The following is a 14253-nucleotide window of genomic DNA, read 5'->3' as shown; positions in this document are numbered from 1 at the left end:
GGCTACGTCCGGTCGAGCGCGACCACACGGTGGTCGTGTTGGTCTACGGCCCGATCGGCACGTTCATGAAGTCGACGCCGACGAGGTCGAGTGCGAGGAGCGCGTCGGCGACGGTCGCCGAAATGATGGTGGTCAAGGGGTTGCCGGGTAGTGCCGTGACGGCGTGGCCGGCAAGTTTGGCGCGGGAGAGCACGTAGACGATGGGCAGGCCGCTGGGTCCGAAGGTGGAGAGCTCATGGTTGAGCAGGTCGTGCACGGGGAAGTGTGGGCTCCAGTGCGGTAGTGCGGTGCCGTCGGGCAGGGTGACGGTGCCGGGTAGCCATTGGATCTCGTCGTCGGGTCCGAGGTGGGCGTCGAAGATCTCCCGCAGCCGCGGGCTGACCAACCGGATGCCGTCAGCCGTCGGCACCAGGTCGTCGACGGGTTCCGGGCTGGCCCAAGTCCAGCCGAGCTCGGAGGGCTCGTCCTTGTGCCCGTCGGCTCTGAGCCGGCGCGTCGTCGCGTAGGGGTGCACGGGCATCGCGACACGTCCGGCGTCGGACCAGTCCGTCGCATGGATTTCGACGTAGTCGGGGCGATCGACCACGTGCTCACCTCCACTTGTAGTTCGGCTGACACTTCCAATAGCCGGCCCTGACGATACTGGGGTCCTTCTCCACCACCTTCGTCACCCACTTTTCGGACAGCTCGAGGAACAGAGCCGTGCGTTGCGCCTTGTCGGCGTCCACGGGGAACTGCGCCCGTGCGGCGCGGTCCGCCTCTCGCATGTTCCGCCAGACCCAGTTGTGATAATTCCAACGGTGCGAGCCAGCGTGGTCGCGGATGCACATGGGCGTTTCGGGGCTGTGAGGTGCGACGACGTTCCGATGGAGCAGTGAGGCGAGTTCTCTCATCTAGTTGACCTCGTCCCGTTTTCCTGGTGGAGAGACGTATCGCGTTGAGACGAGTTGACCGTCGCGGCTCGGCCTCGAGTAATCATCAGCTCGTCGACGTCGGGCCGGCGCAGTGGGTCGACGAGGGCGCCGACATCCTCGCCAAGACCGGCATCGCCCGCACACGCGTGTGCCGGCACCTGGCTCCCTGGCCGACCGAGCACCACAGCGCTGCGCCGGGCTGCGAGCCGCCACCGGGGGAGCCGGGGACGTAGGGAGTGTGGTCACCTGATCTGGCCCCGGCGGGGCGGGTTGTCGTCATGAACGGCTCGCCACCACCGGGGCTCGCCGGTTCGAGAGGGCGACATCGCTGCCGCTGCAGCTGCAGGGCTACGTCCGGTCGAGCGCGACCACACGGTGGTCGTGTTGGTCTACGGTCGCCTGCGTCGAAGGCGCCGTCCATTTCCCGCGCCGCCGCTGCCGGGAGGCTCACACTCGGAACCGACAACGGGTCGCAGTTCACCTCGCGGGACTTCCGCACGCACCTGTCCGCCCGCGGCATCACCCACCGCCGCGGCGGCTACCGCGACCCGGAGTCCCAGGCGTTCATCGAGTCCTGGTTCGGACAGTTCAAGAAGCGCTGCGCCTGGCGCATTGAGTGGGAGACCATCGAGCAGGCACGACAGGAGATCGCTTCCTATCGACGGCTACCACCACCGGCCGCACTCCGGGCTGGCCTACCGCACCCCCGCCGAGGTCGCCCGCACCTCGGCCGACCCCGAACACCTACCCACCACAGCGACCTGACCCGTCAACGTCGGCGGGGTCCACGTCAGCCTCTCACTCGTTGGAGGACAACTGATGCAACTCGACCTCCGCCGCAGCGCCCAGATCTCCTCCTATGTCCGCAACCACTCGGCGAAGGTAATAGGACGCCTCTGACGCAACACTGTCGTCCAGCGCGGCACACAAGGCTGCGAAGTCCACAAACTCGGCCTGTAGGTCGACATCACCCAACTGAGCCGCCACGGCAAAGAAGGGAAGGGCAGTTGCCAGGCCGCGAGCCATTTCCTGATCCACAGTCGCGCCAGCGCCCAGCAACGAGCCGCCGATCTGACCAATAAGGGCCAGCGCGGCTGGCCTGCCCGATGAGGCCATGAGGGGCAGACACGCACTCACGGCACGAACCACTGCTCCAGCACCGCGCCCCACGCCCCCGCGAGGAGGTGCGACTCTCAACTCAATGAGAGACGCGAGCCGTTCAGCCACCTCGCCGTCATTGGCCACAACGAGTCGCTCGACCAGTCCAGTGAGTTCAGGGTCGATATCCCCCTCACCGAAACAATACGCGACGACCCAGCTACCTTCACTCATGGAAGACCATCCGACTCGAACGGCGTGCCCGGCGGGTAGGCGCCTCGCCCATACGCGGGTTCACAGAACGCCGCACATACAGGCTGCACCGTTGGGGCTCTTCCCCCACCGCGAGGCCTAAGCGGTGTCGTGAACCTTATATCACCGATGTCGCAGCGGAGGAGGTTACTCGCCTGGTAGCCCTGCGGAACGCTGGACACTTGTCCGACGAGGAGTTCGCAGTAGCTAAGGCCAAGCTCTCGGCCTCTGAGGCTGTTGTTCATTTGCGGCGACAGATCCTCCGCTGACCTGCGGCCGCACTCGCACTAGTTGACTACCGATAATGCACATTATGACAACTGGCTCGAACAAGAGGCCTGTTGCCCGCCCGTGAGCATCCTCTAGCCCTCTTCGAACGTTGGCTTGCACCCGAACACCGTCATGGTCCGCCTTCGCGACCTCGGAGTCGACCTGCGAGGCGCACGCAACCGAGCCCTCGACGACCTCGTGAACGAGATACCGCCGCCCGTTGTCGCCGATGCGCTCGGCTACAGCCACGTCACCGCGTTCAACCACCAGCAGGTCGCCGGTGGCACCTGGGCCCGGTACGTCGCCCGCCCCACCTGAACTACAGCCAACGGTTGGTGCAAGCAGGAGGTTGCCGGCCGTACAGACCGTAGGTGAACTGGCAACAGCTGTTGCCAAACTGCTTCCGCTTTCATCTCGGAAGCGCGCATCTAGCGATACGCCGACCCCGGCGTTCGGTCCGGACGAACGCGGAACCGGGAGATATCCGTCTTCATCGCCAACGAACCACAAGAACCGATGCGGCCTGATGCGAGCTTGCGTAGCGCACAGTCGAACAATTTCTTCCAACGCCGGCCGCTCCTTGTCTGGAACGCCTTCGACGAGCAACGTTTCCGCTTCTGAGGCCAGCCCTTCGCGCTGAAATCTGTTGAAGAGAGTGTTCCCGATTGGGTTGATTCCGGCGAGCATCGGAAACCTTCTCCGGTCCCGGTTGGCGTATGAGGCGAAGTACACGGCGTCGCTCAGATATTCGCGGTGCCGCGCACTGGCCCGATTGCCATGGCAATTCCCATGTGTCACCATCCTGGGTGCAGAGTATTCAACTCGTGCGTGTAGACATCACGGGCAATTGTATAGTTGCTCGTTTGGGCCCCCCGTTGAGGGGGCGGTCGGCGGCCCTGTGGGCATCAGAGGAGCGTCACACCGCCCATCCGAGCGGCGTGCGCGATGTTTTCAGAGCGGCGCCGCGATAGACCGGTTACCTTGACGCTCTTTGACGAGTCCGTAAACCACAGGGTTACCCCGTGGCCGGAGACCTTAAGCCTAGAAATGTCGCCCCATTCGTGCCGTAGGCCAATCGTATTCGATACAAAGATTCGCAAGAATGGCCCGCGAAACGCGAAGCCTTGTGTGTCGAATTGAAACCCGACAAGCGGCCATGTTGCGGTGAAACGAAGGGGGATGCGAACTCCAACTCGATATCGTCGCACTACCATGCCTTTCCAGGGTCGGTCGAGCCTCCTCCATGGCGGTCTGGGTCGCGGAGCACCGACTGGCGCTCTACCCACGGCTGGTCGGCCGGCTCGTCAATCACCTCGGCGCCTGCCGCAACGGAGTGAACGTTGCGGCGCCGACATCGTCGACTGCGAAGCTCAGGGCAACGGCCCCGTCGTTGCCCGACGTCGGTCGCTCGTGCAGCTGGATCTCCATGCCGGAGGCGTCCTGGAGCCTCGCGATCGGCGGTGAGACCCAGGTGCGGCGCAGGCCGAGGGTCGTCTCATAGAACATGAGCGAGCGGTCCAGCTGTGACCGGGAAACGATGGCGCGCGCGAGCGAAGGCATTCACAGAGGCTATCGAGAGCGAAACCATGTTCGACCGCTCCCACGAACACGACGATTCTTGATACGCAGCGGTGCCAGTACGAGCCCTTTCGTACTGCGTCTGACGACACACAGCCCCTGGCGACGCGGGCTCCTCTTGCGCGGCCGTTGCGTCCCTGAGCAAGCACGTCCTCCTGTGTCAGAGCCCGCTCGTACTCTCGGCTGACATGAGGGCAGAGGAACTGACGAGGTGGATCCCAGCCGTCTTGCTCGCGGTCGCCCTGTGGTCGGCCGTGGGGACGGCCGTTCTCGGGCGCCGTACCCGGGTGTTCTGCAATGCTCCGACTCGTCGGGGCGGGCGCTGCCGAAACCCGGTTGCGGTGCCCGGCCGCTGTAGCGCAGGGCACGGCACCGGGTGGATCGCGCGCGAGCGGGTGGCGGCGCTCGTCGTCACAAGCCTGGCAGTGGTCATGTTGCTGGTGGGTCCAGCGACGTTCATCGAGAACGTGCAGAAGACGCTCGACTCGTCCTCGTCACCGGTATCGACGCACTGACGACCACATGATTCCTCGCACCTGGCGCGAGGAATCCTGTCGTCGCCAGGCTAGATGGTTCCGACCATAGGACGCGCGCGACTCACTCGCCCGCCAACCTCGCCGGTTTGGTGGCTAGCGGGGACTCCGATGCTGCCATCCTCGTCCTCATGGATGAGACGTCGGCTACGCATGTCGAACTTGACGAGCCGCAGAGGCGGTTCCTCCGAGCCGCGCTCTTGGACTGGAGCGGGCCGGCTCGTCCCACCGACGAGTTGGCAGCCGCGATGGGGTTCAGCAGGGCGGAGAACCTCTCGCGCGAGGCCTGGACCCTTTGGACACGCATCGAAGCGGGCGAGAAGCTCACGACGAATGCCTGGCGGCAAGTCCTCTTGGCGGTCGAGATTGTGTTTGTGAGCGACGTCGTCGGCTCGGGTCTGGATTGGCGATTCACGTCCGGGATGTCAGACGAGGAGTCGATCCGAGTACTCCGAGAACTTCAGCGCAAGCTACCCCGGTGGCGTGGAAGCGCTCAGTTCTCAACCAAGAGCGGAAGCGTGGAGATTTTGGACCCCGAACGCGGCGCTCCCTGATGTCCGCTCTTGCCGCGGAAGGCGGCTGGGCCGAGCGGAGATCGGGCACCCTGCCGATTCGCGGGCGTTGAATCGTTGCAGGTCGGCCGGTGGATGCGACGCAATTTGATATCCAGGGGTGCCAGTAACCGTTCGGACTGTGCCTTCGCATCGTTGCTCCGGTCTGAGCGCTGGCCTTCCCCCGAGAGTCGCGGGAGCTTCCGGGCTGCTCTCGCGTGTCAGATCGAGAAGATCCGTAGGCGCGCGCGCGAACCTCGCCGGGTGCTGAGGAGCGCGTCGATGGCCACTAGCACTCGACGGGCGCTCCAGCCGGTCCGAGCCAGTCCGAGCGCGCTGCGGCCATTCGCTCGGTCGAGTAGCGTGATTTCACCGGACGCCCCGTCACGACCCCCATGAATCCCGCCTGGAGGCACGCATGGCCGCTGCGATCCCGGGACACCGGGTGATCGTGTTCCTGCAGGAGAACAAGACGACGGACTTCTATTTCCCCACCATGAGCGCGTGGGGTGCCGCGGTAGCGAATGGCGGCGCACTGCTCACGCAGCCCCCCGACTTCGACCAGCCGCACGACCGGAACGCGTGGGTGCACTACCGGATGGGCGACTATCCGGCACTGGCAGCGCAGGTCGACAACGACGTCGTCATACCGTTCTACAGCTGGCTGGCCAAGCAGTTCGTCTTCGCCGACCACCATTTCGGTCCCGGCACCAACTCCACGCCGGGCCACATGCTCGCCATCGGTGGGCAGATGCCGACGATGAAGAATCCCCCGTTCGTCGGGCCGCACCCCGTCTGGGACCTGCCGTCGATCTTCACCGTCGCCGAGGCTGCCGGGGTGTCGTGGGCCGCGTTCCCGGACCAGAGCGGCTATCCGACGAAGTACTACACCAGCCTGAGCACCGCGCCCGGCAACGAGAAGGTCCACCCGCCCAAGGACTTCGTGCCGATGGCCAAGGCCGGGACGCTGCCGCAGATCTGCTACGTGTGGTCCCCCGCGGGTTTCGACGAGCATCCCCCGCAGGTGTCTGATCCCGGTTACGTCACCAAGGGGCACAACCTGGTCTGGGACCGGGTGCAGGCAGTCATCGACGGCGGTGGGTGGGCCGACACCACCTTCATCCTGACGTGGGACGACTGGGGCGGGTACGCCGACTCGGTGACGACCCCGTCGATCGAGACGGTGGCCGACGCGCTGCACCCGGACGGCTTCGTGGCGATCGGCGGCTCCCGCCTCCCTCTGCTCATGTTCGGCGGCAAGGTCGGCCAGGCCATCGACGCTCAGTGGCGCTCCCACGCATCGATCCCCAAGACGATCATCGACCTGCTCGGGCTGCCTCCGATGGGGGTCGCGCGGGTCGACACCGCACCCTCGCTCGCCGGGCACGTCGATCCGACGTCGAGCCGGCCCGTTCCGCCGGTGCCGGGGTCCACCATCGTGCAACCCGCTCCGCCCGACCCCACGCCGGCACCGCAGCCCACGCAGCCGTGGCCCGAGCCGACCGACCAGCCCATGCCGTCGCTGGTCACCCTGGACGGCAGCGTCGTTGCTGCACCGACGGACGGCATCGTGCGACCGAACCCACCGAAGCCGCCCGTGCATCAGCCCTGAAGGTCGCAAGGGCGCGACGACCACCTCTCCCCCGGCGAGCTTCGTGACCGCGGTGCCTACCCCAGCACGCGATAGTCGACGATCAGGTGACCCGTCGGCGAGATCACGCTTCGGATGAGAGCGAGGCGGATGGACGGCAACCCGTCGAGCAGCCTTCGCCCGGCACCGGGGACCGTCGGTGCGATCGCGAGCCGGAGCTCGTCGACGACGCCCGCGGCGAGAAGCGTCTGCGCGACCGAGATACTGGCGTGGACGCCGATGTCGCCGCCAGGTCTGCTCTTCAGATCCCGCACGAAGTCGACCAGCTCACCGCCGATCGCACTCGCGTTGGCCCACTCGCGGTCGAGCGGCGTAGATGTCGCGACGTACTTGGGGACGGCGTTGATGAATGTCGCGAACGGCTCGATCTCGCTGCCCGGCCAGAACGCGGCCCATTCGTCGTAGCTGCGACGGCCCAGGACGACGGCGTCCTGGGTGGCGATCCAGTCGGCGCCGGCGGCGTCCAGGGCGTCGTCCCACTCGGTGAAGAAGCCGTCGGGAGCCTCGGCGACGCCATCGAGGGACAGCAGCTCGCACACGACGACTTTCCTCGAACCCATCGTCCGATGGTTCCAGCCCCAGCGGCACCGTGTCCACGCGGTCCGGTCCCCTGGCTTGATCGGTGATTTCATGTCGAGAACCGCAGGTCGGCTCCGCTCACCAGGTGAAGGGCCGCGACCGACGCGGCCGACGACACCTAGGAGACGCACCATGCCGAAGTACCTGCTCCTCAAGCACTACCGCGGCGGCCCCCAGGACCACCGCGACGTGCCGCCGATGGACCAGTGGGCACCCCAGGACGTCGAGGCGCACATGGCGTTCCTCAAGCACGTCGCCGAGCTGCTCGAGAAGAACGGCGAGTACGTCGACGCGCAGGCGCTGACGCCGACGCAGACCTGGGTGCGCTACGGCGGCCCGGACGCCGCGCCGGTGACGACGGACGGCCCGCACCCCGAGACGAGCGATCTCGTCGCGGGCTGGTACATGATCGACGTCGACTCGTTCGAGCGTGCTGTCGAGCTCGCGGCCTACGTCTCGTCAGAACCCGGTCCGGGTGGGACACCGTTGTACGAGTGGATCGACATCCGCGAGGTCATGTCCGAGATCCCGGCGAACGACTGAGTCGCATGGTCGACGACACGTCAGCGCGGGACGAGGTCGCACTGCGCGTCCTCGTCCCGCGTGTCCTCGCCGGGCTGGTCCGTCGGGGTGAGGACTTCGACGCCGCCGAGGACGCGCTGCAGGAGGCGCTCCTGGAGGCGCTTCGCGTATGGCCCGACCATCCGCCGCGGGACCCGCGCGCCTGGCTGACCACGGTGGCGACACGGAGGCTCGTCGATGCCCGTCGCAGCCAGGCCGCCCGGGATCGTCGCGAGGAGGCGGTGTTCGTCGAGCCGCATCCGGGAGCGACCGAGGAAGGCGACGACACCCTCTTCCTGCTGTTCTGCTGCTGCTCCCCCGAGCTGTCGCCCGCATCCCAGGTCGCGCTGACCCTGCGCGCAGTCGGTGGGCTGACCACTCGGGAGATCGCCGACGCGTTCTACGTTCCGGAGCCGACGATGGCGCAGCGGATCAGCCGGGCGAAGGGCATGCTGCGGGGTCGCCGGCTCGACCAGCCCGGCGACCTCGCGGTCGTGCTGCGCGTGCTCTACGTGATCTACACCACCGGCCACGCGGCGCGCGTCGACCTGGCCGGCGAGGCGATACGGCTCGCCCGGCACCTCACGCTGGCCACCGACGAGCCCGAGGCTCGTGGGCTCCTCGCGCTGATGCTCCTCAACCACGCCCGATTCCCGGCGCGCTTCGACTCCGAGGGGCGCATCGTCACGCTCGACCTGCAGGACCGCACGCTCTGGGACACCCGCCAGATTGCCGAGGGGGTTCGCGTCCTGCAGTCGGCGCTGGAACTGCAGCGCCCTGGTCGCTATCAGATCGAGGCCGCCATCGCCGCGCTGCACGACGACACGGCGCGAGCGGACGAGACCGACTGGCCACAGATCCTTGCGTGGTACGACGACCTGGTCGGGCTCACCGACGACCCGGTGCGACACGACCCGGCCGCGGTGCTCGGGCGTGCTGTCGCGGTCGGACACGTCCTGGGTGCGGCCGCCGGGCTTCGTGAGACCGACCGGCTCAGGGCTGTCCTCGGGGACCGGCACCGGTGGCACGCGGTCCGCGCGTACCTGTACCAGCTCGACGGCGATCCCGAGGCTGCGGCCACGGAGTTCGCCCGTGCGGCTCACCTGGCGACGGACGTCAGAGAACGCGACCACCTCGTCCGTCAGGCCGTGCGTGCGAGGGCCATGTCGACACCCTGAGCCGGGCGGAGCCGACGACCGGTCCTCAGGGGCACGTCTCGCCCGGGCCACGGCGATCGCTCGATGCGTCGACGCCGAGGAGCGCGTCACATCCGGAACTCAGGACGTCTGCTCCGGCACGATGGTGAGCACGTAGCGTTCCTCGGTCAGGGAACCGTCGCGGGACAGCGCCTGCCGCTCCCCCGTGCGTGCGTACCCGGCGCGGACGGACAGGTCGCCCGCAGCATGGTTGTTGTCGACGACCCACAGGGAGACCGTCCGCGCACCGTCGGCGGCCGCAGCCTGGCGGACGGCGTCGAGGAGCGCCCAGCCCATGCCCTGGCGGCGCGACTCGGGTGCGACCCACAACGAGATCACGTGCCGGTCGTCGATCGGCGAGCCGGGCTCCTGGAGCATCTGGACGATGCCTCGGCCGGTGCCCGTGTCGTCGACCGCGATCCACGTGGGGCTCGTGCGCAGACGCATGCGCCAGTGCGACTCCACGAACCGGTTCTCGCGGGCAAGCGACGCGCCGAAGATCTGGGGGTTCTCACGCACGGCCCTCAGACGGACGTCGCGGACGAGCTCCCAGTCGTCCTCGCCTACGCGTTGGATCAGCACCAGGACAGAATGCCCCACGTCGGGCACGGGCGCCGTCAGGGCGCGCCGCGGCCTGATCCGGTCAGCCGCCGTGGCCCGCCGGATCGGGTACCGACCGCGCGGCGTCGGCGATCTCCTCCTCGGGGCGAGGTGGTACGGACTCGTCGTACTCGAGCTCGGGCACCTCGTGCGCATGGCCGTCGTGGCCTTGGGGGTGAGTCACGGGCTTCTCCCTCCGACGAGGATCACGGTACGCGGCCAGTCCGGCAGCGCGCGCCCTACAGCTCGATCGATTCACCCGAGCCCAGCAGGATCGGGTCCCCCGCGCCCCCGAGGCGACCCACGAGCGTCGACGCGAGCCCGACGCCCGGCGCGGAGAGCTGAGCGTCGTGGATCGTGACGAGCCGACCGGGCGAGACCGACCGGACGTAGTCGACGACCTCGCCGATCTTGAGCCAGGGACCGCCGATCGGTGTCATCAGCGCGTCGACGTCCGCGCCGAGCGGGTCGACGAACGCGTCGCCGGGGTGCAGCACGCCCGCTGTCAGATAGCCGACGTTGGCGGCTCGAGGGATGTCCGGGTGGATCTCGGCGTGCCACTCCCCCAGCACGGTGACGTCGAACCCACCCGCGTGGACGGCGTCCCCGGCGGCGACCGCATGTAGCCGGTCAGCCGTGACCCCGGCTGCCGCCAGGAGGTCGAGCGCTGGTTGCGGTCCCCAGACCTCGACCCCTGCCGCCGCCACGGGATCGGCGGCCAGATGGTCGGCGTGCTCGTGCGTGACGAGCACCGCCGAGACTCCGGACAGGGCGCCCGCAAGGTCCGAGAAAGCCCCAGGGTCGATCACCAGGCGGTCGTCGCCGCGGTCGAGCCTGATGCAGGAGTGGCCCCAGCGGGACAGTCGGACGCTCATCCCCGCAGTCTCCCCTGACCGGCCTCTGCGTGCCGCCCGAACGGCGTCCGGGCTGCGATTCGTGAACGACACGCGGCACAGATACGGTGTCGCCCGTGCTGGTGCTCGGTGTGTGCAGCCTCAAGGGTGGCGTCGGGAAGACGTCGGTGACCCTCGGTCTGGCGTCGGCTGCCCTGGAACGCGGCCTGCGCACGCTCGTCATCGACCTCGACCCCCAGGGCGACGCCACGATGGCGCTCGGTGCGCGGCCGGACACGGCGGACGTGGCCACGGTGCTGGAGCTTCCCGGCGCCGCGACGATCGAGGCCGCAACCGTCCGGTCGTCGTGGGCCGACGAGGGCGTGGACGTGCTCGTCGGCTCCGAGCGCTCGGCCGAGCACGACCGGCTGCGTGACAACGACGTCGAGCGGCTGCGGTACGCGCTGTCGTGGGTGAACGCCTACGACCTGATCCTGATCGACTGCCCGCCGTCGCTCGGCGGCCTCACGCGGACGGGCCTCGTGGCCGCGGACCGAGCGATCGTCGTCACAGAGCCCGGACTGTTCTCCGTGATGGCCGTCGGGCGCGCCATGCGGACGATCGACGAGCTGCGCCGCGGTCCCGCACCGGCGCTGCAGCCGCTCGGGATCGTGGTGAACCGGGTGCGGGCCCGCTCGGTCGAGCAGGCGTTCCGGCTCGACGAGCTGCAGACGCTCTACGGGCCCCTCCTGCTCAGTCCGAGCGTCCCGGAGCGCGCGGCCCTCCAGCAGGCTCAGGGCGCCGCGCAGCCGGTGCACGCCTGGCCGGGGGCCGCCTCCGTCGAGCTCGGTCGCACGTTCGACGCCCTGCTGGACAGAGCACTGCGCGCGCCCCGCCGATAGGCGGAACGCGCGCACGTAGTATTCGGGCTGGTCAGCCTGCGGTTCGTGCCTGGCGTCGCATGGCGAGCTCGTCGTGCGGCGACGGCTCTCCGGTGAGGTCCTCGTCCTCGTCCGCACGCTCCGACGGGAGGGCCGCGAGCGTGCCCTCGACCTCACGCCAGACCCGGCCGACGGCGATGCCGAACACGCCCTGGCCGCCCTGCACCAGGTCGATGACCTCGTCGGCGGACGTGCACTCGTACACGCTGGCACCGTCGGACATCAGGGTGATCTGCGCCAGGTCGTCGACGCCCCGCTCGCGCAGGTGGGCGACGGCGGTCCGGATCTGCTGCAACGAGACGCCCGTGTCGAGCAGGCGCTTGACCACCTTGAGCACGAGGATGTCGCGAAAGCTGTAGAGGCGCTGCGTTCCCGAGCCGGTCGCCGGACGGACCGAGGCCTCGACCAGCCCGGTGCGGGCCCAGTAGTCGAGCTGGCGGTACGTGATGCCGGCCGCGCGGCAGGCCGTGGGGCCGCGGTAACCGGTCGAGGTGTCGAGATCCGGGAGGTCGTCGTCGAAGAGCATGCCCTGGGCGCGCTGGGGAACGACCCCGCCGACGCTCTCGGCATTCTCGGTGCTGGTCACGGATCCTCCACTCGTCGAGCGCCGGTCAGGACGACGTCTCGCCCGGCTATCCGCCACAGTAGGCCCGTCACGGTGCAGACGCCACGACGCCCCCGGGCGTGTCGCCGTGCGCGAGTCTCACCTTCAACCTGAACCGGAAGGTTTGATCACAACCCCTCGTCGTCGGGCTCGCTGCCGGTGCCGAAGTCCTCCGGCGTCACCAGGTCCAGGAACCGACGGAACCGCTCGAGGTCCTGCTCGGAGGACGCTGTGCGGACCTCGACGCCGGCCACGGCGACCACCTCGGCGGAGCAGAGGACCGGGCACGAGAACCGCAGAGCCAGAGCGATGGCGTCGGATGCGCGCGAGTCGACGCGCGGACCGGTGCGCAGCACCAGCTCGGCGTGGAACACGCCCTCTTCCAGCCGGGTGATCTCGACGCGGGTCAGGCCCGAGCCGGTTGCGACCAGGACGTCCCGCAGCAGGTCGTGGGTCATCGGGCGCGGCGGCACGATCCCCGCCTGCGCGGAGGCAATCGCACTCGCCTCGGACGGCCCGATGAGGATGGGCACGAGGAGCTCCGAGTCGGGGTCCAGGAGCAGCACGACGATCTCGTCGTCCGCCAGGTGCTGACGTACACCCACGACCTCGACGGGAATCAGCTCAGGATCTTCCCCCATACGGCCCAACCTACGACGCCCAGGGCGATCCGGCGTGGTGGTGGGGGGCGCGAGTGTGTCTCGGTCCCGTTACGGAGCGAGGTCGGCGACGGCCGCGCGTACGAGGGCCGTGTGCATTTGCGTGCAGAGCTCGCCGACCTCCGCGGCGAGCGTTCCTGCGCGTGCACGGCTCGATGCGCTGCGCTGGCCGCGCCACGGCGCAACCACCTGCTCGACCAGGTCCGCCTGACGGTCAGCCGCAGCACGGAACTGGCGCAGGTGCCGCGGGTCGATCCCGTGCTCGGCGAGGGCCGCCGCCGAGACGACGATCTGGAGCGCCCAGGAGTCGAAGGCGCCGGACGGGTGCGGCCGCACGATTCCGGCGGTGACCAGGTCCTCGATGAACGCCGCCTCGACCCCCGCCTCGGTCGAGAGGACCTCCAGCGTCAGGCGAGTCCCGGAGGACTCACGAACGCCGTCGCGGGTGGCCAACCGGGCCCGGGGCGCAGGCTCGTCCTCCTCCCCTGCGTCCAGCGCCGCGAGCCGTTCGCCGATCACCTTCAACGGCATGTACCGGTCGCGCTGCTGGCGCAGGACGAACCGGAGGCGCTCGACGTCGGCCGGCGAGTACTGGCGGTACCCCGACGGCGTGCGCACCGGTTCGATCAGGCCCTGCTCCTCGAGGAACCGCAGCTTGGACGTCGTCACGGCGGGGAACTCGATCTGCAGGCCGGCGAGCACGTCCGAGATCCGCATGGTCGCGCGGCGCGAGATGCCGCGCGGCCAGAGCTCGTCGGTCGGTGCGGCGTCCTGCGTCGTCGCAGGTTCGTGCACGGCGTCCAGCCGGTTCGGTCGTGCACTCACCACGCGATGCCCCCGGTCCATCCGATCCGTCGGTTCACGCGTCCGCCGCGTCCCGGTGCGGGCTGGGATGGAACGTCATGCGGTACTTGCCGATCTGCACCTCGTCGCCGGCCCGCAGGACCGACTGGTCGATCCGGGTGCGGTTCACGTAGGTGCCGTTGAGCGAGCCGATGTCGCGGACGACGAACTGGTTGCCCTCGCGGACGAACTCCGCGTGCTTGCGCGACACCGTCACGTCGTCGAGGAAGATGTCCGCCCCGGTCGAGCGGCCTGCGACGGTCCGCTCGGCGTCGAGCAGGAACCGTGCCCCTGCACTGGGGCCCCGTTGCATGACGAGCAGCGCGGACGTGGGCGGCAGGGCGTTCACCGCCCCGATCTCGTCGGGGGTGAGTCCGACGGGCGCAGCGGCCTCGATCTCGACGGGCTCGATCGCACCAAAACTCATGGTCGTGTCTTGTCCGGATGTCGGACCGCCGACGCGCGAATCGTCGCTGCTCATGCCACCTCCCGGCCCGGTTCCGACTCTGCAAGCGGGCTGACCGCCACGCGTTTCACACCCTATGCGGACCGGGGCGTCCCGCGCAGCACCGTCGAGATGCGCACGGCGG

18 protein-coding genes are annotated in these 14253 nt (G+C 68.6%); 6 read left to right on the top strand and 12 right to left on the bottom strand.

Going from position 1 to position 14253, the window contains the following annotated elements:
• Positions 1-43 precede the first annotated feature (43 nt).
• The 3 genes from I847_RS0102145 to I847_RS27315 all read right to left on the bottom strand — a co-directional run bounded on the left by I847_RS0102145 (position 44) and on the right by I847_RS27315 (position 2246).
• A complete protein-coding gene (locus tag I847_RS0102145; RefSeq protein WP_028048359.1) occupies positions 44-586 on the bottom strand; it encodes a hypothetical protein in 543 nt (180 codons plus the stop codon).
• A gap of 4 nt (positions 587-590) precedes the next feature.
• Entirely contained in the window at positions 591-893 is a 303-nt protein-coding gene (locus tag I847_RS0102140) for a hypothetical protein (protein ID WP_155855957.1), read from the bottom strand.
• A gap of 819 nt (positions 894-1712) precedes the next feature.
• On the bottom strand, positions 1713-2246 hold the full coding sequence (locus I847_RS27315; RefSeq protein ID WP_231384041.1) for a hypothetical protein: 534 nt from the start codon (positions 2244-2246) through the stop codon (positions 1713-1715).
• Positions 2247-2666: 420 nt separating this feature from the next.
• Between I847_RS27315 and I847_RS0102130 the strand changes: the two genes are divergently transcribed.
• Complete coding sequence (locus tag I847_RS0102130) at positions 2667-2852, top strand: hypothetical protein (RefSeq protein ID WP_028048356.1); 186 nt, start codon at positions 2667-2669, stop codon at positions 2850-2852.
• Positions 2853-3842: 990 nt separating this feature from the next.
• On the opposite strand, the gene I847_RS21510 is transcribed toward I847_RS0102130, so the two are convergent.
• Entirely contained in the window at positions 3843-4094 is a 252-nt protein-coding gene (locus tag I847_RS21510; RefSeq protein ID WP_196804450.1) for a VOC family protein, read from the bottom strand.
• Between the two features lie 682 nt (positions 4095-4776).
• Here I847_RS21510 and I847_RS21505 point away from each other — a divergent pair.
• Positions 4777-5199 (top strand): hypothetical protein, encoded by a 423-nt coding sequence (locus tag I847_RS21505; protein WP_155855956.1) that lies wholly within the window; start codon positions 4777-4779, stop codon positions 5197-5199.
• Positions 5200-5614: 415 nt separating this feature from the next.
• Positions 5615-6808, top strand: coding sequence for an alkaline phosphatase family protein (locus I847_RS0102110; RefSeq protein ID WP_028048355.1), 1194 nt, complete (start codon positions 5615-5617; stop codon positions 6806-6808).
• Positions 6809-6864: 56 nt separating this feature from the next.
• Here I847_RS0102110 and I847_RS0102105 read toward each other — a convergent pair whose 3' ends face one another.
• The gene (locus I847_RS0102105; protein WP_028048354.1) at positions 6865-7407 is read right to left on the bottom strand and encodes a dihydrofolate reductase family protein; all 543 of its coding nucleotides are present in this window, start codon (positions 7405-7407) and stop codon (positions 6865-6867) included.
• A 151-nt stretch (positions 7408-7558) separates the two neighbouring features.
• Between I847_RS0102105 and I847_RS0102100 the strand changes: the two genes are divergently transcribed.
• Both I847_RS0102100 and I847_RS0102095 read left to right on the top strand, forming a co-directional pair.
• A complete protein-coding gene (locus I847_RS0102100) occupies positions 7559-7969 on the top strand; it encodes a YciI family protein (protein WP_028048353.1) in 411 nt (136 codons plus the stop codon).
• A 5-nt stretch (positions 7970-7974) separates the two neighbouring features.
• The gene (locus tag I847_RS0102095; RefSeq protein WP_034608735.1) at positions 7975-9165 is read left to right on the top strand and encodes an RNA polymerase sigma factor; all 1191 of its coding nucleotides are present in this window, start codon (positions 7975-7977) and stop codon (positions 9163-9165) included.
• 99 nt (positions 9166-9264) lie between these two features.
• Here the strand turns inward: I847_RS0102095 and I847_RS0102090 are convergent, their stop codons facing one another.
• The 3 genes from I847_RS0102090 to I847_RS0102080 all read right to left on the bottom strand — a co-directional run bounded on the left by I847_RS0102090 (position 9265) and on the right by I847_RS0102080 (position 10658).
• Positions 9265-9765 (bottom strand): GNAT family N-acetyltransferase, encoded by a 501-nt coding sequence (locus tag I847_RS0102090; RefSeq protein WP_034608734.1) that lies wholly within the window; start codon positions 9763-9765, stop codon positions 9265-9267.
• 61 nt (positions 9766-9826) lie between these two features.
• The gene (locus I847_RS26490; protein WP_155855955.1) at positions 9827-9967 is read right to left on the bottom strand and encodes a hypothetical protein; all 141 of its coding nucleotides are present in this window, start codon (positions 9965-9967) and stop codon (positions 9827-9829) included.
• Between the two features lie 55 nt (positions 9968-10022).
• Positions 10023-10658, bottom strand: coding sequence for an MBL fold metallo-hydrolase (locus I847_RS0102080; protein WP_028048350.1), 636 nt, complete (start codon positions 10656-10658; stop codon positions 10023-10025).
• Between the two features lie 95 nt (positions 10659-10753).
• Here I847_RS0102080 and I847_RS0102075 point away from each other — a divergent pair, with 95 nt between their 5' ends.
• Positions 10754-11518: a ParA family protein gene (locus I847_RS0102075; RefSeq protein WP_028048349.1), complete on the top strand. Its 765-nt coding sequence runs from the start codon at positions 10754-10756 to the stop codon at positions 11516-11518.
• A 31-nt stretch (positions 11519-11549) separates the two neighbouring features.
• Here I847_RS0102075 and I847_RS0102070 read toward each other — a convergent pair whose 3' ends face one another.
• The 4 genes from I847_RS0102070 to I847_RS21500 form a co-directional block, all read right to left on the bottom strand.
• Positions 11550-12083, bottom strand: a complete 534-nt coding sequence (locus tag I847_RS0102070) for a MerR family transcriptional regulator (RefSeq protein ID WP_081680452.1) — start codon at positions 12081-12083, stop codon at positions 11550-11552.
• Positions 12084-12289: 206 nt separating this feature from the next.
• Positions 12290-12802: a bifunctional nuclease family protein gene (locus I847_RS0102065; RefSeq protein WP_028048347.1), complete on the bottom strand. Its 513-nt coding sequence runs from the start codon at positions 12800-12802 to the stop codon at positions 12290-12292.
• A 69-nt stretch (positions 12803-12871) separates the two neighbouring features.
• Positions 12872-13666 (bottom strand): MerR family transcriptional regulator, encoded by a 795-nt coding sequence (locus I847_RS0102060; RefSeq protein WP_034608733.1) that lies wholly within the window; start codon positions 13664-13666, stop codon positions 12872-12874.
• A gap of 13 nt (positions 13667-13679) precedes the next feature.
• Entirely contained in the window at positions 13680-14144 is a 465-nt protein-coding gene (locus I847_RS21500) for an FHA domain-containing protein (RefSeq protein ID WP_034608732.1), read from the bottom strand.
• Positions 14145-14253 lie beyond the last annotated feature (109 nt).

Origin of the sequence: Cellulomonas sp. URHD0024 (assembly GCF_000426185.1) — a bacterium.
In the GTDB taxonomy this organism is placed as follows: domain Bacteria; phylum Actinomycetota; class Actinomycetes; order Actinomycetales; family Cellulomonadaceae; genus Cellulomonas.
The sequence above is the reverse complement of the archived record's forward strand: the minus strand, read 5'-3'. Positions and strand labels throughout refer to the sequence as shown.

What these genes read in the sequence shown, in the direction of transcription:
- I847_RS0102140 (WP_155855957.1), bottom strand. Translation starts at nt 893, where the DNA reads ATGAGAGAACTCGCCTCACTGCTCCATCGGAACGTCGTCGCACCTCAC.
- I847_RS27315 (WP_231384041.1), bottom strand. Translation starts at nt 2,246, where the DNA reads ATGAGTGAAGGTAGCTGGGTCGTCGCGTATTGTTTCGGTGAGGGGGAT.
- I847_RS0102130 (WP_028048356.1), top strand. Translation starts at nt 2,667, where the DNA reads ATGGTCCGCCTTCGCGACCTCGGAGTCGACCTGCGAGGCGCACGCAAC.
- I847_RS21510 (WP_196804450.1), bottom strand. Translation starts at nt 4,094, where the DNA reads ATGCCTTCGCTCGCGCGCGCCATCGTTTCCCGGTCACAGCTGGACCGC.
- I847_RS21505 (WP_155855956.1), top strand. Translation starts at nt 4,777, where the DNA reads ATGGATGAGACGTCGGCTACGCATGTCGAACTTGACGAGCCGCAGAGG.
- I847_RS0102110 (WP_028048355.1), top strand. Translation starts at nt 5,615, where the DNA reads ATGGCCGCTGCGATCCCGGGACACCGGGTGATCGTGTTCCTGCAGGAG.
- I847_RS0102105 (WP_028048354.1), bottom strand. Translation starts at nt 7,407, where the DNA reads ATGGGTTCGAGGAAAGTCGTCGTGTGCGAGCTGCTGTCCCTCGATGGC.
- I847_RS0102100 (WP_028048353.1), top strand. Translation starts at nt 7,559, where the DNA reads ATGCCGAAGTACCTGCTCCTCAAGCACTACCGCGGCGGCCCCCAGGAC.
- I847_RS0102095 (WP_034608735.1), top strand. Translation starts at nt 7,975, where the DNA reads ATGGTCGACGACACGTCAGCGCGGGACGAGGTCGCACTGCGCGTCCTC.
- I847_RS0102080 (WP_028048350.1), bottom strand. Translation starts at nt 10,658, where the DNA reads ATGAGCGTCCGACTGTCCCGCTGGGGCCACTCCTGCATCAGGCTCGAC.
- I847_RS0102070 (WP_081680452.1), bottom strand. Translation starts at nt 12,083, where the DNA reads ATGCTCTTCGACGACGACCTCCCGGATCTCGACACCTCGACCGGTTAC.
- I847_RS0102065 (WP_028048347.1), bottom strand. Translation starts at nt 12,802, where the DNA reads ATGGGGGAAGATCCTGAGCTGATTCCCGTCGAGGTCGTGGGTGTACGT.
- I847_RS0102060 (WP_034608733.1), bottom strand. Translation starts at nt 13,666, where the DNA reads ATGGACCGGGGGCATCGCGTGGTGAGTGCACGACCGAACCGGCTGGAC.
- I847_RS21500 (WP_034608732.1), bottom strand. Translation starts at nt 14,144, where the DNA reads ATGAGCAGCGACGATTCGCGCGTCGGCGGTCCGACATCCGGACAAGAC.